The sequence below is a fragment of the Variovorax sp. GW821-FHT09A10 genome (genome assembly GCF_059418385.1).
Genome location: NZ_JBWKPT010000005.1, coordinates 112628 through 130245, shown reverse-complemented (window position 1 = coordinate 130245; position 17618 = coordinate 112628). Strand labels below are relative to the sequence as shown.

Below are 17618 nucleotides of genomic sequence, written 5' to 3'. Positions count from 1 at the left end.
GAATCGGTGGCCGGAATCGTCGGAAGCGACGGAATTTCCAGGCACTCACTCCCCCTTCGCGATGCCTGCTCCAGCCCCCGTTCCCCCCTCTTCGCTCCGGATTCTCGAGACCAAGCTGAACCCGCCGGCCTTCGTGGCCACGCAGGTGCCGCGCACCGCCATCAGCGAAGAGATCGCGGCCGCCACCGTCAAGCTCGTGCTGGTGCGCGCGCCCGCCGGCTTCGGCAAGACCACCGCCATGGCGCAGATCCGCGAGCGCATGGACGCGCAGGGCATCGCCACCGCGTGGCTCACGCTCGACCGCGCCGACAACGACGTGTCGCGCTTTCTCAACTGCCTGGCCGAGGCCGTGCAGCGCATCGGCGTGGACGAGCCCGCAAGCCACGCGCCCTTCGACGCCGTGGCCGCGCTGGCCGCGCACGACTCGCCCTTCACGCTGTTCCTGGACGACTTCGAGGTGGTGCAGGAACCCGCCGTGCTGGGCCTCGTGCGCGAGCTGGTGGAGCACCTGCCGCGGCGCGGGCAGATCGTGATCGGCTCGCGCAGCCTGCCCGACCTCGGGCTGGGCCGGCTGCGCGCGCGCGGCCAGCTCATCGAGATCGACACCGACCGCCTGCGCTTCTCTCTGGAAGAAACCAGCGCCTTCATCGGTCTGCGCCAGGCGCATGCGCCGCACGCCGCCGCGCAGCCGCCGCAGGCGCTGCCGGCCGACCTGCTCTCGCAGCTGCACCGCAAGACCGAAGGCTGGGTGGCGGCCATCTGGCTGGCGTCGATGGCGCTGGAGCGGCACGGCATCGAGACCGGCTTCATCGAGCGTTTTTCGGGCTCCGACCGCGCCGTGGCCGACTACCTGGCCGAAGACGTGCTCGCGCACCAGCCGCCCGAGATCCACGACTTTCTGCTGCGCACCAGCATCCTGCGCCAGCTCGACGCCTCGGTGTGCCAGGCGCTCAACCCGCGCGGCGACAGCGCCGTCATCCTGGAGCAGCTGGCCGCCGCCAACCTGTTCCTCACGCCCGTCAGCGGCGACGCCGGTGGCGAGGTGCGCGCGTGGCGCTACCACAGCCTCTTTGCCGACTTCCTGCGTGCGCAGCTGGCGCGCGAGCGGCCCGGCGAACTCGCGCGGCTGCATCTGGCGGCCTCGGGCTGGTACGAGTCGCACGGCCGGCCCGTGCCCGCCATCGACCACGCCATCGAAGGCGGCGACCATCCACACGCGCTCACGCTGCTCGACAGCTACGCCGAGCAGTTCCTCGAGCAGGGCCGCATGCGCATGCTGGCGCGCTGGTTCTCTGCCATTCCCGAGCACCAGCTGCGCGAGCACCCGTTCCTGCAGCTCATCGCGCTGTGGGCCACCTGCTTCACGCACGGCCCGTGGGACGCCATGCGGCTGCTCGAACAGTCGGGCTGCCTCGACAGCCCTATTCCCGAGGTGCGCGCCAACGCCCACACGCTCATTCCGCTGCTGCTCGCCATGGAAGACCAGCACGACGCCGCGTACGAAGCCGGCCGCGAAAGCCTCGCGCGCCTGCCCACCGGCCTCGCCTTTGCCGAGGGCGTGCTGCTCAACGCCATGGCCCACATCCTCGCGGTGCGCGGCGACCAGCGCGAGGCGCAGCGCCTGCTCGAGGCCGCGCGGCGCGAGCAGGGCAACAGCACCTTCAACCGCATGTACACCGAGTCGCTGGCGGGCCTGTTCGACCTCACCGAAGGCCGGCTGCGCCAGGCCACCGCGCGGCTGCGCATGGCGGTCGACTCCACGCACGCCGTGTCGTACAACCACAGCCACGGCAACGCCTGGGCCGGCGTGCTGTACGCGGGCGCCGTGTACGAGACCAACCAGCTCGTGCAGGCCGAGCACCTGCTGAACGTGTACCTTCCGCTGGCGCGCGACGTGGGCCTGCCCGACCACATGATCCTGAGCCACGTCATGCGCTCGCGCATCGCCTTTCACGCGGGCGACATCGACGCCGCGTTCCAGGCCCTGACCGAACTCGAATACCTGGGCCACCACCGCCAGCTGCCGCGCGTGGTCGCGGGCGCCAAGCTGGAACGCGCCCACATGCTGCTGCTGCAGGGCAACGGCCCCGCCTCGCGCGACGAGCTGCAGCGCGCCGACGACCCCGAGCTGTGGGAGCGCGAGCGCCGCCAGCGCCTGCCCGCGCACGACCTCGACTACCTCGCGCTCGCGCGGGCGCGCTGGGACATCGCCTTCGGCGACGCGCGCGCGGCCCTCACCGTGCTCGACGCCGAACTGCACGCCGCCGTGGCCGCCAACCGCAACCGCCGCGCGCTCAAGCTGCGCGTGCTGCGCGCGCTGGCACTGCAGCGCGCGGGCGACCTCGCCACCGCGATCGAAGAGATCGGCGCCGTGCTGCAGGCCGCGAGCCAGGAAGGCTTCGTGCGGCTGATCCTCGACGAAGGCCCGGCCGTGGGCACGCTGGTGCACCGCTATGCCGCCGCCATGCAGCAGGAAGCCGGTGCCGTGGCGCCCGTGCTGCGCAGCGACCCGATCCTGGCCGACTACCTGCAGCGGTTGCTGCAGGTGCTCGGCCCGCCGCCCTCGCCGATCGACGCCGAGGCGCCCTCGGGCGACGCCACCAAGGAGCCGCTCACGCGCAAGGAGATCCGCGTGCTGCAACTGCTGGCCGAGGGCTACTCGAACAACGCCATGGGCGAGAAGCTGTTCGTGTCCGAAAGCACGGTGCGCACGCACCTGCGCAACATCCACATGAAGCTGGGCGCGAAGCGGCGCACCGAGGCGGTGGCGATTGCGCGCAAGTTGGGCGTGATCCGGTAGAAGAATCCGTGCGGCACGCAATGAGCGGCTTTTATTGCCCCGGAAAACCAAGGCTCGGAGCGGAGGAAAGCTAAAGTTGCTCCATGCAAGCAAATGATCCAGAGCCGACGGCAAGACCGAGGCTCAACCGACCGAGCCTCCCAACGCTTCTAAGCATTGCTGCTGCAACTGCAGCATTCGGAACGGTAGCGCTCCACTTCTTGGGCGACGCCGCCCATCGCGCGTATCTGAATGCTTGGGGAATCGACTCCGGCCTGTTTCCCAAGGCGGCGGACTGGCTGATCATCAATGGCTACTACGTGCTCTTCGAGCGCTTCTTCGCCTTCCTGCGAGCAGCTGCAAGCAATCTCTTGATATTTTTCGGAACCGCGATCGGTGCGGGTCTTTATGTATTCGTTCTCTTGACACCCCTCGGGACCCCAAGCGCATCGAAATGGCAATGGTTTGAAAAGCGCTCTCCCTGGTTCAAAAGACTGGTGCGGCAGACAACGCTGACAGTGCTCGTCATCGGCCTTCTTCCTCTTGCGCTCGTGGTTGTTACTGCCTTCATGGCGATACCCGCCATCGTTGGCGAGACAGCGGGTCGCGCAATCGCAGAACGCGAAGAACTCGAATATTTGAACGGATGCGTCACGGCCAAGTACTCCTGCGTTGAGGTATCGAAAGACGGCGCACCTGTCGCAAAGGGCTTCATCATGGAAAGCTCGGTCTCGCATCTGGCGATCTTCGACACCGACTTGAAGCGCGCCCGCTTGCTCTCGAGAGAAGGCACCCAGGTCTTGACCCGCCGAATGCTCAAGCCGCAGGACTAGCTGAGCGGGAATCGCCCTTCTTCGCCATCAGGCCGCCAGCCGCTGCCGCTTGTCCTGCGCGTCGCGCCCCGCGATGTGCTCGCGCGCGCGCTTCCAGTCGTCGTCCTGCCACTGCGACATGCGCGAGAAATTCCCGCCCGTGGCCTGGAACTGCGCGCCGTCGATGGCGATGGTCTGGCCGTTGACGTACTCCGAGCCCGGGCCGAGCAGGTAGGCCGCGAGGTTGGCCAGCTCGGGCATGCGGCCGTTGCGCTCCATCGGGTTGCGCTCGGCCTTGTGCTCGCCGCCGCCGGGGTTCAGCCGCGCGCTCATGCCCTCGGTGGGGAACAGGCCCGGCGCGATGGCGTTGAAGCGGATGCCGCGCCCGGCCCACTCGACCGCGAGCGACTGCGTCATGGCATGCAGCCCGGCCTTCGACATGGCCGAGGGCACCGTGAAGGGCGAGCCGTTCCACACCCAGGTGGTGAGGATCGACAGCACCGACGCGGCCTTGCCTTCGGCCAGCCAGCGCTTGCCGCACTCGAGCGTCATGCAGAAGCTGCCGCGAAAGACGATGCTCGAGATGGCATCGAAGGCGCGCGGCGACAGGTCTTCGGTGCGGCTCACGAAGTTGCCCGCGGCGTTGTTGACGAGGCCGTCGAGCGCGCCGCCGTCGGCCCAGATTTCATCGAGCATCTCGGTGATCTGCGTGTCGTGGCGGATGTCGCAGGTCTTGGGCGTCACGCGCCCGCCGTGCAGGTGCATCAGCTCGGCCGCGGTTTCTTCGAGCACGGGCGCGCGGCGTCCGCAGATGTAGACGTGGGCGCCGAGCAGCAGCAGCGCCTCGCTCATCACGCGGCCCAGGCCGCTGCCGCCGCCGGTCACGAGGTAGCGGCGGCCGGCCAGCAGGCCGGGCTTGAACATCAGGTCGTCGAGGGTCATGGAAATCCTTGTGTGCGGTCCGTTGGAATTCGGAATGAAGCTCAGCGCCCCGTGTAGACGGGTGCGCGCTTCTCGAGGAAGGCGCTCATGCCTTCGCGGAAATCGCGGGTCTGGGTGCACAGCACCTGGTTGCGGTCTTCCATGGCAATCACCGCTTCCATGCTGCCGGCGTCCACGGCGATGCCGAGCGCCTCCTTGGTCAGGCGCAGCGCCACGGGTGTGGCGTTGAGCATGTCGTCGGCCAGCGCCTGCGCCTCGGCCTGCAGTGCGGGCAGCGCATCGACACGGCTCACCAGGCCCAGCGCGTAGGCACGCTGCGCGTCCATGAAGCGGCCGGTGAGCATGTACTCGGCCGCGACCGAGCTGCCGACCATGCGCGGCAAAAAGTAGCTCACGCCCACGTCGCAGGCCGACAGGCCGATGCGGATGAAGGCGGCGTTCATGCGTGCGTCGGGCGTGGCCAGGCGCACGTCGGAGGCCAGCGCGAGCGCAAAGCCGCCGCCGCTGGCCGCGCCCTGCACCACGCTGACGATGGGCTGCGGGCAGCGCCGCATGGCGAGCATGATGTCGCGGATGCCCTTCTGCTGTTCGAGCATGTCGGCCACGCCGAGGTCTTCGCCGCCCACCTGTTCCTTCAGGTCGAGCCCGGCGCAGAAGGCACGGCCCGCGCCCTGCAGCACGACCACGCGCTCGGGGCTGCGTGCGCTCAGGCCCTCGAAGTAGGCGCGCAGCGCGCGCACCAGCACCGGGTCGAGCGCGTTCAGGCGCTCGGGGCGGTTCAGCGTGAGCCAAGCGACCTCGCCGCGCCGCTCGACCTGGAGCACCTCGTTCATCGCCGTCACAGCGCGCGCGAGATCACTTCTTTCATGATCTCGTTGGTGCCGCCATAGATGCGCTGCACGCGCCCGTCGGCGTACATGCGCGCCACCATGTACTCGGTCATGAAGCCGTAGCCGCCAAAGAGCTGCAGGCATTCGTCGACCACGCGGCCCTGGGTCTCGGAGCCCCAGAGCTTGGCCATGGAGGCGGTGGCGGTGTCGAGCTTGCCGGCCACGAGGTCTTCCACGCAGCGGTCGATGAAGGCGCGGCCGACCTTGATCTGCGTGGCGATCTCGGCCAGCTTGAACTTGGTGTTCTGGAAGTCGGCGATCGGCTTGCCGAAGGCCTTGCGGTCGCGCACATAGTCGAGCGTGGCCTGGTAGGCGCCTTCCATGGTGGCCAGCGCGTTCACGCCGATGATGGTGCGCTCGTACGGCAGGTCGCTCATGAGCTGGAAGAAGCCCTGCCCTTCCTGGCCGCCGAGCAGCGCGTCGGCCGGCACGTGCACGTCGTCGAAGAACAGCTCGGAGGTGTCCTGCGCCTTCATGCCGATCTTGTCGAGCACGCGGCCCACGCGGTAGCCCTCGCAGCCCTCGGTCTCGACGATGAGGATCGAGGTGCCCTTGGCGCCCTGCGTCGGGTCTGTCTTGGCCACGACCAGCACCACGCCCGCGAGAAAGCCGTTGGTGATGAAGGTCTTGGAGCCGCGGATGCGGTAGCTGCCGTCGGGCTGCTTCTCGGCGCGCGTGCGCACGCCCTGCAGGTCGGAGCCGGCGCCGGGCTCGGTCATGGCGATGGCGCCGACCAGCTCGCCGCGCGCCATGCGCGGCAGGTAGCGTTGCTTCTGTTCCTCGGTGCCGTGGTTCAGGAAGTAGTGCGCCACGATGGTGTGCACCGAGCTGGCCATGCCGCTGAGCGCGCGGCGCGCCTTCTCCTCGTAGAACACGGCCTCGTGGCGGAAGTCGCCGCCCGCGCCGCCGTAGGCCTCGGGAATGTCGGAGCACAGCAGGCCGAGCGCGCCGGCCTTGCGCCAGACCTCGTGGCCGACGTGACCGCGCTTGCGCGCCTCTTCGTCGTGCGGCACGACTTCGGTCTCGACGAAACGCACCACGTTGTCGCGGTACAGCTCCAGTTCTTCGTCGCTCCACGAGCGGCGGAAATCGAGGGGCATGGGGTGTCCTTCAGTGTCTTGGAATTGGGGGAATGGGTTCAGCCGACGCGGCGTTCCTTGCCGGCCCAGAAGGGTTCGCGCAGCTGGAACTTCTGCAGCTTGCCGGCGGCCGACAGCGGCAGCGCATCGCGGAACTCCACGCTGCGCGGGCACTTGTAGTTGGCGATCTGGTCGTGGCAATGGGCAATGACGTCGTCGGCCGTGAGCGGCAGGCCTTCGCGCAACACGATCACCGCATGCACGCGCTCACCCCACTTGTCGTCGGGCACGCCGATGACGGCCGACATCAGCACCTGCGGCATCTGGGCGATGGCGTTCTCGACCTCGGCCGAGTACACGTTCTCGCCGCCGCTCACGATCATGTCCTTCATGCGGTCGACCACGAACAGCAGGCCGTGCTCGTCCATGTAGCCGCCGTCGCCGGTGTGCATCCAGCCGCCGCGCAGCGCCGCCTCGGTCTCGGCGGGCTTGTTCCAGTAGCCCTTCATGACCATCGGTCCGCGCGCGACGATCTCGCCGACCTGGCCGGGGGGCAGCTCGTTGTCCTCGCCGTCGACGATGCGGATCTCGGCCACGGGCACCGGCGTGCCGGCCGCGCGCAGCAGGCGGTTGCGGTCGGGGCCGGGCAGGTGGAAGTGCGGCATCAGCACGGCCACGGTGGGCGACAGCTCGGTCATGCCGTAGGCCTGCGAGAAGCTCGTGGCGGGCAGCGCGGCCATGGCCTGCTCGAGCAGCGCGACGTCGATGGGCGCGGCGCCGTACAGCAGCATCTGCAGGCTCGACAGGTCGAACTCGGCAAAGCGCGGGTGCTCGATCACGCGCTTGATCATGGTGGGCACCAGGAACATCTCGGTGGCGCGCGCGGCCTGGATGGCCTGCAGGATCGCCACCTCGTCGAACATCGGCACCACGTGCTGCGGTACCAGCCGCAGGATGCTCTGCAGCGACAACCCGCAGCCGGCCACGTGGAACATGGGCACGGCGATGACCACGGCGGCGTTGCGCGTCTCGCGCGGCACCGCGGCCACCGAGCTCAGCGCGTTGATGTAGAGGCTGCCGTGCGTGAGCATCACGCCCTTGGGCCGGCCGGTGGTGCCGCCGGTGTACATGATGGCGGCGAGTTCGTCGGCGCTGTGCGGCGCATCGTCGATGGGCTGCGCGTCGGCCAGCAGCGCCTCGTAGCCGACCATGCCCTCGGGCACGGGACCGTCGCCGCAGTACACCACGGTGCGCAGCGAGGTCGAGAGCCTGCGCAGCTCGCCGGCCATGGGCGCGAACAGGTCGTCTACCAGCAGGATGCGCGTGTCGCAGTCGTCCAGCGAGTAGGCGACCTCCTTCGGGTTCCAGCGGATGTTCACCGGGTTGATGACGCCGCCGCCCCACCAGGTGCCGAAGAAGAACTCGACAAAACGGTGCGAGTTGAGGCTCATCATGCCGACGCGGTCGCCGCGCGCCATGCCGAGCTGCTGCAGCACGGCGCCCAGGCGCGCCACGCGGTCGGTGAGGGTCGCGAAGTCCAGGCGGTGGTTGCCGCAGACCACGGCGGTCTCGCGGGCCTTCTCGCGGCGGCCCTTGTGCAGGGGCTGGGTGAGGAACATGGTGTCGTCTCCTTGGTGGTTTTTTTCGTCAGGCAACCCGGCGTGCGTGGCCGGCCCAGTGCGGCTCGCGCAGGCGGTACTTCATGACCTTGCCGGCGCCCGAGATCGGCAGCGCGTCGACGAACGCGACGCTGCGCGGGCACTTGTAGCCGGCGATCAGTTCACGGCAATGGGCGATGAGCGCGTCGGCATCGACATCGCTGCCGGGCTTGCGCACCACCACCGCATGCACGGCCTCGCCCCAGCGCTCGTCGGGCACGCCGATGACGGCGGCGGCGGCCACCGCGGGGTGGCGTGCGAGCGCGCCCTCGACCTCGGCGCAGTAGATGTTCTCGCCGCCGCTCACGATCATGTCCTTGTAGCGGTCGACGATGAAGACGAAGCCGTCGTCGTCCATCCGCGCGGCGTCGCCGGTGTGCATCCAGCCATCGCGCAACGCGGCGGCCGTCTGCTCGGGCAGGTTCCAGTAGCCCTGCATCACGCACGGGCTGCGCACGGTGAGTTCGCCCACGGTGCCGCGCGGCACCTCGCGGCCGTCGCCGTCGCACACGCGCAGGTCGATGCCCGAGAGCGCCTGCCCGGCCGAGGCCAGCTTGCCGAGCTTGCGGCCTTCGGGCGAGTGGTAGTGGCGCGTGAGGTAGCTCACGCCGGCCGACAGCTCGGTCATGCCGTAGCCCTGCGCGAACTCGGCCTGCGGAAAGGTCGCGAAGGCGCGCTCCAGCAGCGCCTCGGTGATGGGCGAGGCGCCGTAGCCGACGAAGCGCACGCTCGACAGGTCGGCCTGCGCGGTGCGCGGGTCGTCCACCAGCATCTGCAGCATCGCGGGCACGGCCATGAGGTTGGTGGCGCGGTCACGCTCGATGGTTGCGAGCATGCCGTCCACCGTGAAGCCCGGCAGGATGATCTGCGCGCAGCCCATGAGCACGCCGCGCAGCAGGAACGACAGCCCCGCCAGGTGAAAGAGCGGCGCCACCTGCAACAGCCGCGCGCTGTCGTCGAAGAAGGCGCCGAGCATCGACACCTGCGCATTGATCACCAGCGCCGCGTGGCTGAGCATCACGCCCTTGGGCCGGCCGGTGGTGCCGCCGGTGTAGAACACGCCCGCCAGGTCGTCGCCGCCGCGCAGCGCGTCGGGCACGGGCTCGCTCTCGCGGACCAGCGCTTCGTAATCCGTCATGCCCGTGGGCGCCTGGCGCTCGCCCATGTAGACCCAGGTGGTGACGGCGCGCGCCGCGGCGCGCAATTCGTCCGCCGTCGCCAGGAACTGGTCGTCCACGAACAGGATGTGCGTCGCGCAGTCGTCGAGCGAGTGCGCCATCTCGGCCACGCTCCAGCGCGTGTTGACCGGGTTGACCACGCCGCCGGCCCACCACACGGCCAGGTAGTACTCCAGCGTGCGGTCGGCGTTGAGCGCGAGCACGCCCACGCGGTCGCCAGGCTGCATGCCCAGGCGGCGCAGCCCGCCCGCCAGGCGCGCGACGCGCTCGCCGAGTTCGCCGTACGTGCGCGTGCGGCCCTGGAACACGGTGGCGACGGCGCGCGGGCTGCACTGCATGGCGCGGTGCAGGGCCTGCGTGAGGTACAGCGGCGGTGGCGTGGTGGGCATGGACAAGGCTCCTGTCGGTGCGGTGCGGAAATGCCATGCATGCGCGAACGCGCATGCCCGGAAAACAAGGACGTCAGCGGGCTTCGGCCACGGGCGCTGCCGCACCCCAGCGCTTGAGCAGCGCGGGCCCGTCGTCGGGCGACACGGCCGGCGGCACGACCGGCGCGGTGCGGCTGAAGCGCGGCGCGGGCGCGGGCTGCACCACGCCGCCCACGGTGGCGAAGGTGCCGCGCGCCACGTTGTGCGGATGCTGCGGGGCCTCGTCCCAGTCGAGCACGGGCGCGAAGCAGGCGTCGCTGCCTTCGAGAAGCACGCACCACTCGTCGCGCGTGCGGGTGCGGAACACGTCGGCCAGGCGCAGCTTGAGCAGCGGCCAGCGGTCGGCGTCCATCTGGGCGTCGAAGGCGGGGTCGTCGACCAGGCCGCAGCGTTCGCGCAGCAATGCGTAGAACTGCGGCTCGATGGAACCGATGGCCACGTACTTGCCGTCGGCGCAGGCGTAGGTGTCGTAGAAGTGGGCGCCGCCGTCGAGCAGGTTCTCGCCGCGCTGGTTGCTCCACTGGCCGGCCGACTTGAAGCCGTACATCATGGCCGACAGCAACGCAGCGCCGTCGGTCATGGCGGCGTCGACCACCTGGCCCTGGCCCGAGGCCTTGACCTCGTGCAGCGCGGCCAGCAGGCCGAAGGCCAGCAGCATGGCGCCGCCGCCGAAGTCGCCCACGTAGTTCAGCGGCGGCACGGGCGCCTCGCCCGAGCGGCCGATGGCGTGCAGCGCGCCGCTGATGGCGATGTAGTTGATGTCGTGGCCGGCCGCGTGCGCCAGCGGGCCGTGCTGGCCCCAGCCGGTCATGCGGCCGTAGACCAGGCGCGGGTTGCGCGCCAGGCATTCGGCCGGGCCCAGGCCCAGGCGCTCCATCACGCCGGGGCGGAAGCCCTCGATGAGGATGTCGGCGCGCGCGATGGCGTCGAGCACCGGCGCGGCGGCGTCGGGGGCGCGCAGGTCGACCTCCCAGGTGCTGCGCCCGCGCGCCAGGATGTCGTGGGGGTCGCGCCGCGTGCCGGGGCGCGCGATGCGCAGCACCTCCGCGCCCATGTCGGCGAACAGCATCGCGCAAAAGGGGCCGGGGCCGATGCCGGCCATCTCGACGACCCGAAGTCCTTTCAGGGGTCCTGCCATGTGTGTCTCCTCTGGCGCGCACCCGGCGGCCTGTTGTGTGAAGGCATCTTGGCGCGCGGGCGCCGGCGTCGCATCGTCGGAAGCGACGAAAGCGCGGAAAGACGTTTCAGCGCCCCGTGAAGACGGGCGCGCGCTTGGCCGCGAAGGCGGCGGCGGCCTCGCGGAAATCCTCGGTCTTGAGCGCCAGCACCTGGGCGCGGTTCTCCACCTCGAGCGCGGCATCGAGGCTCGGCGCCTCGAGGTTGGCCCACATGAGCTGCTTGGTGTGGCGCGTGGCATAGGGGCTGTTGCGCAGCACGTCGGCGGCCAGGGCGAGCGCGCGCGGCAGCAACGCGTCGTCATCGACCAGCGCGGCGACCAGGCCGACGCGCTCGGCCTCGTCGGCCGGCACGGGGCGGCCCGTGAGCATGAGCTCGAAGGCGCGCGAGGCGCCCACCAGCCGCGGCAGGTGGTAGCTGATGCCGCACTCGCCGGCCGTGAGGCCGATGCGCACCGCGCCCACATGGAACGACGCCGAGCGCGCGGCCACGCGGATGTCGGCGCCCAGCGTGAGCGCAAAGCCCGCCCCCACGGCCGCGCCGTTGACGGCGGCGATCACCACCTTGTCGAGCGCGCGCAACCGCCGCACCATGCCGGCGAACAGCTCCTGCCCCGCCATCAGGTCGGCCACCGAGGGCTCGCCGTCGAGCGGCTGGTCGTCGCGGCGCGTGAGCGGCGTCGTGAGGTCCCAGCCGGCGCAGAAGCCGCGCCCGGCGCCGGTGAGCACCAGCACGCGCACGCTGTCGTCCTGCGCCAGTGCGTCGAGCGCGGCGCACAGGCGCCGCACGGTGGGCTGGCTCAGCGCGTTCAGGCGCGCCGGGCGGTTCAGCGTGAGCAGCGCAATGCCTGCGCGGCTGCGGTCGAGGAGGATGTCGTCGTCTGCTTTGCTGTCGGGCATGGCGGTCTCTTCCTTGTTCAGCGGCCACTCCAGCGCGGCGCGCGCTTCTCGATGAAGGCGCGCGGGCCTTCCTTGAAGTCTTCGCTCGCGGCCACGCGCTCGAAGGCGTCGCGCGTGAGGGCGCGCAGCGCGGCTTCGTCGAGCCCGCTGTTCGCCTCGCGCGCCACGCGCAGGCTCTGGCGCACCGCCACCGGACCGTTGCGCGCGATCTCGGCGGCCAGCGCCAGCGCGGCCTCGCGCAGCCCATCGACGTCATCCACGAGGCGGTTGACCAGCCCGAAGCCGTGCGCGCGCTCGGCATCGAGCTGGCCGGCCGTGAGGATCAGTTCGAGCGCGATGTTGGGCGGAATGGCGCGCGGCAGCCGGTACAGCCCGCCCGCCGCGGCGATCAGCCCGCGCAGCACCTCGGGCAGGCCGAAGGCGGCCTGCCGCACGGCCACGACGAGGTCGCAGGCCAGCACGAGCTCGGTGCCGCCGGCCAGCGCCTTGCCGTTGACGGCGGCGATCCACGGCTTGCTGCGCTCGCGGTACACGAAGCCCGCGAAGCCGCCGCGCTCGGTGCGCAGCGCACTGCCGCGCCCGGCCGACACTTCCTTCAGGTCGGCGCCCGCGCAGAAGGCCTCGCGGCCGGCGCCGGTGAGCACCACGGCGCGGATGTCGTCGTCGGCCTCGGTGGCATCGACGGCGGCTTCGAGGCCCGTCGCCACGTCGCCGTTGACGGCGTTGCGCGCCTCGGGGCGGTCGATGGTGACGAGGGCGACATGGCCCGGCAGGCGTTCGACAGTCACTGCGCTCATGACACGCTCCAGTTCAAGAGTTCATCGGTACCCGCTGTCACCATGCCGCCGCAACCGACGGGGCTGCGGTCCAGGTCGGTCAGCACCTTCAGCGAAGCCGCATCCGTGGCCTCGACGCGCGCCATGAGCCGTTCGCCGGCCGGCGTGCGCGCGATCACGATGCCCTGCGAGGGCTGGCCGTCGCGGCCGTAGACCACGGTGAAGGTCTCCAGCGTGGCGGCGCCCGCGTACTGCAGCACCAGCGGCGGCACCGGGCCGCGCCGCGCATCGGCGGCGGCCTGCACGTCGTAGTCGGGCTTCGGAAGCCCTTGCGGCGGCGGGCTGGAGCCCAGCACCAGCGCGTGGTGCTTGGTGACGTACTCACCCTGTCCGTAGAGCAGCGCCGCCTTGCCCTTCGGCGCGGCGCGCAGTGCGCGCACCAGGCCGGCGGCGGCGTGCGTCATGTAGTCGTTGAGCGGCGCGCCGAAGAAGCTCAGGCCGCCGGTGGAGGTCATGCGCGCCTCGGGCGCCAGGCCCAGCGTGCGGCGCGCCATCTTGGGCACGATGGGGAAGCAGCTGTACAGCTCCAGCATCTCGAAGGCCGAGGCGTCGCCGCCGACCTGCGCGAGCACGGTTTCCATCACCAGGTCCTGCGCGTGCGAGCGGTGGTACTGGTCGCGCTGCAGGTAGTCGCGCGGCTCGCGCGCGGCGGCGCCGTCCCACACGTAAACCCAGCGGTCTTCGGGAATGCCGAGTTCGCGCGCATGGCCCACGCTGGTGAGCAGCACGGCCGCGCCCATGTTGACCAACGGGTTGGCCACCATGTGCTTGGTGTAAGGCCAGGCGATGAGGCGGTTGGCCGCGTCGACGCGGGCGATGTCCTCGGGCGTGAAGGGCTTGCGCAGCCAGGCGTAGGGGTTGGCGGCGGCCACCTCGGAGTAGCGCGCCCACAGGCGCGACGACTCGTCCTGCGCCTGGCGCGGCGTCTGGCCCCAGTGGGCGAGCGCGGCGTTCTCATAGAACGGGTAGATGGTGGTCGGCATGGCCGCACCGAGCTGGATCGCCACCGGGTGGCAGATGTCGGTGCCGCGCACCAGCTTCACGCTGTCGTCGCGCGGGGTCCAGGCCAGCGGGATGCCGAGCTTGGCGGCGGCGTCCACCGTGTAGCGCGCCTCGGCGCCGGTGATGGCGGCCACCTGGCTCTCGCCGCGCGCGATGCGCAGCGCGGCTTCGTGGATGTAGCGCACCGGCGCTTCGCCGCCGGTGACGCCGTAGACGCTGCGCGCCGGGCTGCAGCCCAGGCGCGCGTTGAGCAGCGCGGGCGCGTCGGTGTAGGGCCACGAGTACTCGCAGACGACGTCGAGCGAGTCGAGGCCGGCCAGCAGCGCGGCGGCGCCGCTGTCCTGTGCGGCGGCGCGCATGGCGCGCGCCATCAGCTCGATGGGTTCGAGGCCTTCGGCGGCCTCCTTGGTGCGGTGCGTGATCTCGCCGACGCCGACGATGACCGGCGTGCGGTCGTCCAGTGCTGTCATGGGGTTAGTGCTGTGAGAGGGGTTGTTGTTGCTGAAGCTGCGCCACGCGGCGCAGGTGCCACGCGGGCGGGCCGAACTGGCCTTCGATGAGGGTGGCGCGGCGCACGTAGTGGCCGACGGCGAGTTCTTCGGTCATGCCCATTCCGCCATGCAGCTGCACCGCGCCCTGCCCCACGGCGCGGCAGGCCTTGGCGACCGCGACCTTGGCGGAGGACACGGCGCGTGCGCGCTCGGATGCGGTCGTTCCCGTGCCGAGCGCCTCGCCCACGCTGGCGGTGAGCGCGTCGGCCTGTTCGAGCGCCATGTGCATGTCGGCCAGCCGGTGCTGCAGCACCTGGAAGCTGGAGATCGGCACGCCGAACTGCTTGCGCTGGCGCACGTAGTCGAGCGTGTCGCGCATCAGCCGGCGCAGGATGCCGATGGATTCGGCGCAGACCGCGAGCGTGGCCTCGTCGAGCGCCTGCTCGATCTGCGGCAGCGCTGCGCCTTCCTCGCCGAGCAAGGCATCGGCGTTCAGGCGCACCGCGTCGAAGGCGATGTCGGCCGCACGGCCGCCGTCGCGCGTGCGGTAGGCGCGCAGCTGCACGCCAGGCGCGTCCTTGGGCACGACCAGCAACGACAAGCCCTTGTCGCTGCGCGCCGTGACGATGACATGGCTGGCCCACGGCGCGGCCTGCACCACGGCCTTGCGGCCGTCGAGCCGCAGCCGGCCGTCGGCCTCGCGCACGAGCGTCGTGCGCACGTCGTCGCGTGCGTGGCGGCTGTGCGGCTCATCGTGCGCGAAGGCCAGCACGGCCTGCCCGGCAACGACGCGCGCGAGCAGCGCATCGGCCTGCGCGCCCGGATGGCGCTGCAGCAGGCCGGCGCCGATCACCAGCGTGGACAAGTAGGGCTCGGCCGCGAGCGCGCCGCCTAACGTGGGCAGCAACGCGAGGTGCGCGGCCAGCCCGAGGCCCAGTCCGCCCTGCGCTTCGGGCAGGGCCGCGCCCAGCAGCCCGAGGTCACTTGCCAGGCCTTGCCAGAACGGCGGCGGTGCATCGTCGGCGGCGGCCAGCGCCTGCAGGCGTTGCTCGAAGCCGTGCTGGTCGTCGAGGTAGCGCGCGAGGCTGTCGCGCAGCATCGCGAGGGTGTCGTCTTGGTCGGTGAGGGTGGTCATGGCAAGCGGGCCTCAGCGGGATTGCAGGAGCTGCGCCGCGATGATGTTGCGCTGCACTTCGTTGGAGCCCGCGTAGATCGATGCGGCGCGGTCGTTGAGGTAGGCCGACATCGAGAACACCGCCTCCTCGGGCACGGCCAGCGCGCCTTGCAGGCTGTCGTCCAGTGGCAAATCGGCCGCGGCGTAGTGGGCTGCGATCTCCACGCCGAGTTCGGTCAGGCGCTGGCGCAGCTCGGAGCCCATCACCTTGCCCATCGAGGGCCGGATGCCGTGCGGCTCGCCGCGCGCCTGGGCGCGCAGCGACTGCAGCTCGGTGGCCTCGACCGCATCGATGGCGCAGTCCATCTCGGCCAGGCGCAGCACCATCTCGCGCGCCTCGTCGGCAGCGGACTCGCCTGCAGCCGCGAAGGCGCTGTCGGCCGCGGCGCGCAGCCGGCGCAGGCGCGCGCGCAGCATCGGCGCCCAGGCCCCGCCGCGCTCGTGCTGCAGCAGGTACTTGGCCACCGTCCAGCCCTGGTTCTCCTCGCCGATGAGGCCGCAGGCGGGCACGCGCACGTCGTCGAAGAACACCTGGTTGAGCTCGTGGTCGCCCGAGATGCTGATGATCGGGCGGATGGTCAGGCCGACCTGGGGGATGTCGAAGCACAGGAAGCTGATGCCCTGCTGCGCCTTGCCGCCCGAGGCCGTGCGCACGAGGCAGAACATGCGGTTGGCGTACTGCGCGTGGGTGGTCCAGATCTTGGTGCCGTTGATGACGTAGTCGTCGCCGTCACGCACCGCCTTGCACTGCAGCGACGCCAGGTCGGAGCCCGACTGCGGCTCGGAGTAGCCCTGGCACCAGTAGTCCTCGCCCGAGCGGATGCCCGGCAGCCAGGCCTGCTTCTGCGCCTCGGTGCCGAAGGCGATGATCACCGGCGCGACCATGCCGGGGCCCATGGGCGCGCGCGGCGGCGCGTCGGCCGCAGCCAGCTCGCTCGCGAAGAGGTAGTGCTGCATCGGCGTCCAGCCGGTGCCGCCGTGTTCCACCGGCCAGTGCGGCACGCTCCAGCCCCGCCGGGCCAGCACGCGGTGCCAGCGGTTGCCGTCGGCATAGTCGGTGAAGATGCCGGAGCAGCGACGCCCTGCGGCGCGCAGCTCAGGCGTCAGCTCGCGCGCGAGAAAGTCGCGAACCTCGTCGCGAAACGCGGTCTCCGCCGCGCTGAGGGTCCAGGCCATGGTGTTGTCTCACAGGGTTCACACCCGGCAAGTGTGCGGCGCGCGCGCCGGCACGGCATCGTCGGATCGGACGAACGTGGGCGCCCCGCCTCGGCGGTGAGCGCTTTTTTCTTCAGTTCTTCCGTCGGGGCCCGTGCAGGGCCGGACGTTCAGGCGGCGACCGCTTCGCGCGCCGGCACCGCTTGCGTCCCGACGGGCATGTGCTGCGCCCAGTCGATGATCTCGAGCGTGCCGTCGGCATGCTCGGCCAGCGCGGTGAGGCTTTCCACCCAGTCGCCATCGTTGCAGTACAGGATGCCGTCGATGTCGCGCATCTCGGCGTGGTGGATGTGGCCGCACACCACGCCCTGCGCGCCGCGGTTGCGGGCCTCGCGGGCCACGGCGTTCTCGAAGTCGCCCACGTAGCTCACGGCGCGCTTGACCTTGCCCTTGAGGTACTTCGAGAGCGACCAGTACGGCAGCCCCATGCGCGCGCGCAGCGAGTTGAGGTGCCGGTTGAGCTTGAGCGTGAACTCGTAGAGCGAGTCGCCCACGTAAGCCAGCCACTTGGCGCACTGGATCACGCCGTCGAACAGGTCGCCGTGGATGATCCACAGCTTGCGGCCGTCGGCCGTCTCATGAATCCACTCGTCGGCCACGTCGATGCCGCCGAAGTTGTGGTTCAGGTACTTGCGGGCGAACTCGTCGTGGTTGCCCGGAATGAAGATCACGCGCGTGCCCTTGCGCGCCTTGCGCAGCAGCTTCTGGATCACGTCGTTGTGCGCCTGCGGCCAGTACCAGTGGCGCTTGAGCTGCCAGCCGTCGATGATGTCGCCGACCAGGAACAGGGTCTCGCACTCGGTGTGCTTGAGAAAATCGAGCAGCGCCCGGGCCTGGCAGCCGGGCGTGCCCAGGTGCAGGTCGGAGATCCAGAGGGTGCGATAGCGCAGCGCCGGACGCGCCGCATCGTCGTCCTCCGGCTCGGGAGGCTGGATCGCGGTGTCGCGCCAGGCGCGAAGGAAAGCGTCGTCGCGTTGCATGGTCCGGCAGGTTCGCAGCCGCGCATGACCGCGCGATGGCGACTCCGTGACATCCCGGTGACGCGTGGCACCGGGGCAA

General features: G+C 70.6%; 14 protein-coding genes. 2 read left to right on the top strand and 12 right to left on the bottom strand.

The window, feature by feature from the left end:
* Nucleotides 1-61: 61 nt before the first annotated feature.
* Both AC07Q9_RS20240 and AC07Q9_RS20235 read left to right on the top strand, forming a co-directional pair.
* Entirely contained in the window at nucleotides 62-2800 is a 2739-nt protein-coding gene (locus AC07Q9_RS20240; RefSeq protein ID WP_062478179.1) for a winged helix-turn-helix domain-containing protein, read from the top strand.
* 200 nt (nucleotides 2801-3000) lie between these two features.
* On the top strand, nucleotides 3001-3612 hold the full coding sequence (locus tag AC07Q9_RS20235) for a hypothetical protein (RefSeq protein WP_495311579.1): 612 nt from the start codon (nucleotides 3001-3003) through the stop codon (nucleotides 3610-3612).
* 27 nt (nucleotides 3613-3639) lie between these two features.
* Here the strand turns inward: AC07Q9_RS20235 and AC07Q9_RS20230 are convergent, their stop codons facing one another.
* The 12 genes from AC07Q9_RS20230 to AC07Q9_RS20175 form a co-directional block, all read right to left on the bottom strand.
* The gene (locus AC07Q9_RS20230; RefSeq protein WP_159272831.1) at nucleotides 3640-4533 is read right to left on the bottom strand and encodes an SDR family oxidoreductase; all 894 of its coding nucleotides are present in this window, start codon (nucleotides 4531-4533) and stop codon (nucleotides 3640-3642) included.
* A 41-nt stretch (nucleotides 4534-4574) separates the two neighbouring features.
* Entirely contained in the window at nucleotides 4575-5366 is a 792-nt protein-coding gene (locus AC07Q9_RS20225) for an enoyl-CoA hydratase/isomerase family protein (protein WP_495311578.1), read from the bottom strand.
* 5 nt (nucleotides 5367-5371) lie between these two features.
* Nucleotides 5372-6523 (bottom strand): acyl-CoA dehydrogenase family protein, encoded by a 1152-nt coding sequence (locus AC07Q9_RS20220; RefSeq protein WP_495311577.1) that lies wholly within the window; start codon nucleotides 6521-6523, stop codon nucleotides 5372-5374.
* 38 nt (nucleotides 6524-6561) lie between these two features.
* Nucleotides 6562-8121 carry a long-chain-fatty-acid--CoA ligase gene (locus AC07Q9_RS20215; protein ID WP_495311576.1) on the bottom strand — a complete coding sequence of 520 codons (1560 nt, stop codon included), beginning with the start codon at nucleotides 8119-8121 and terminating at the stop codon, nucleotides 6562-6564.
* Nucleotides 8122-8149: 28 nt separating this feature from the next.
* The gene (locus AC07Q9_RS20210; protein WP_495311574.1) at nucleotides 8150-9727 is read right to left on the bottom strand and encodes an acyl-CoA synthetase; all 1578 of its coding nucleotides are present in this window, start codon (nucleotides 9725-9727) and stop codon (nucleotides 8150-8152) included.
* A gap of 73 nt (nucleotides 9728-9800) precedes the next feature.
* A complete protein-coding gene (locus tag AC07Q9_RS20205; protein ID WP_062478197.1) occupies nucleotides 9801-10904 on the bottom strand; it encodes a CaiB/BaiF CoA transferase family protein in 1104 nt (367 codons plus the stop codon).
* Nucleotides 10905-11010: 106 nt separating this feature from the next.
* Nucleotides 11011-11841, bottom strand: a complete 831-nt coding sequence (locus AC07Q9_RS20200; RefSeq protein WP_495311572.1) for an enoyl-CoA hydratase/isomerase family protein — start codon at nucleotides 11839-11841, stop codon at nucleotides 11011-11013.
* Between the two features lie 17 nt (nucleotides 11842-11858).
* Complete coding sequence (locus tag AC07Q9_RS20195) at nucleotides 11859-12638, bottom strand: enoyl-CoA hydratase-related protein (RefSeq protein WP_495311570.1); 780 nt, start codon at nucleotides 12636-12638, stop codon at nucleotides 11859-11861.
* Nucleotides 12635-14149: an acetyl-CoA acetyltransferase gene (locus AC07Q9_RS20190; protein WP_495311568.1), complete on the bottom strand. Its 1515-nt coding sequence runs from the start codon at nucleotides 14147-14149 to the stop codon at nucleotides 12635-12637. The genes AC07Q9_RS20195 and AC07Q9_RS20190 overlap by 4 nt, the downstream gene beginning before the upstream one ends.
* A gap of 4 nt (nucleotides 14150-14153) precedes the next feature.
* A complete protein-coding gene (locus AC07Q9_RS20185) occupies nucleotides 14154-15305 on the bottom strand; it encodes an acyl-CoA dehydrogenase family protein (RefSeq protein WP_495311566.1) in 1152 nt (383 codons plus the stop codon).
* A gap of 12 nt (nucleotides 15306-15317) precedes the next feature.
* Nucleotides 15318-16520: an acyl-CoA dehydrogenase family protein gene (locus AC07Q9_RS20180; RefSeq protein ID WP_495311565.1), complete on the bottom strand. Its 1203-nt coding sequence runs from the start codon at nucleotides 16518-16520 to the stop codon at nucleotides 15318-15320.
* Nucleotides 16521-16669: 149 nt separating this feature from the next.
* The gene (locus AC07Q9_RS20175; protein ID WP_062482079.1) at nucleotides 16670-17539 is read right to left on the bottom strand and encodes a UDP-2,3-diacylglucosamine diphosphatase; all 870 of its coding nucleotides are present in this window, start codon (nucleotides 17537-17539) and stop codon (nucleotides 16670-16672) included.
* Nucleotides 17540-17618 lie beyond the last annotated feature (79 nt).

What these genes read in the sequence shown, in the direction of transcription:
- AC07Q9_RS20205 (WP_062478197.1), bottom strand. Translation starts at nt 10,904, where the DNA reads ATGGCAGGACCCCTGAAAGGACTTCGGGTCGTCGAGATGGCCGGCATC.
- AC07Q9_RS20210 (WP_495311574.1), bottom strand. Translation starts at nt 9,727, where the DNA reads ATGCCCACCACGCCACCGCCGCTGTACCTCACGCAGGCCCTGCACCGC.
- AC07Q9_RS20180 (WP_495311565.1), bottom strand. Translation starts at nt 16,520, where the DNA reads ATGGCCTGGACCCTCAGCGCGGCGGAGACCGCGTTTCGCGACGAGGTT.
- AC07Q9_RS20220 (WP_495311577.1), bottom strand. Translation starts at nt 6,523, where the DNA reads ATGCCCCTCGATTTCCGCCGCTCGTGGAGCGACGAAGAACTGGAGCTG.
- AC07Q9_RS20215 (WP_495311576.1), bottom strand. Translation starts at nt 8,121, where the DNA reads ATGTTCCTCACCCAGCCCCTGCACAAGGGCCGCCGCGAGAAGGCCCGC.
- AC07Q9_RS20185 (WP_495311566.1), bottom strand. Translation starts at nt 15,305, where the DNA reads ATGACCACCCTCACCGACCAAGACGACACCCTCGCGATGCTGCGCGAC.
- AC07Q9_RS20225 (WP_495311578.1), bottom strand. Translation starts at nt 5,366, where the DNA reads ATGAACGAGGTGCTCCAGGTCGAGCGGCGCGGCGAGGTCGCTTGGCTC.
- AC07Q9_RS20230 (WP_159272831.1), bottom strand. Translation starts at nt 4,533, where the DNA reads ATGACCCTCGACGACCTGATGTTCAAGCCCGGCCTGCTGGCCGGCCGC.
- AC07Q9_RS20195 (WP_495311570.1), bottom strand. Translation starts at nt 12,638, where the DNA reads ATGAGCGCAGTGACTGTCGAACGCCTGCCGGGCCATGTCGCCCTCGTC.
- AC07Q9_RS20200 (WP_495311572.1), bottom strand. Translation starts at nt 11,841, where the DNA reads ATGCCCGACAGCAAAGCAGACGACGACATCCTCCTCGACCGCAGCCGC.
- AC07Q9_RS20240 (WP_062478179.1), top strand. Translation starts at nt 62, where the DNA reads ATGCCTGCTCCAGCCCCCGTTCCCCCCTCTTCGCTCCGGATTCTCGAG.
- AC07Q9_RS20175 (WP_062482079.1), bottom strand. Translation starts at nt 17,539, where the DNA reads ATGCAACGCGACGACGCTTTCCTTCGCGCCTGGCGCGACACCGCGATC.
- AC07Q9_RS20190 (WP_495311568.1), bottom strand. Translation starts at nt 14,149, where the DNA reads ATGACAGCACTGGACGACCGCACGCCGGTCATCGTCGGCGTCGGCGAG.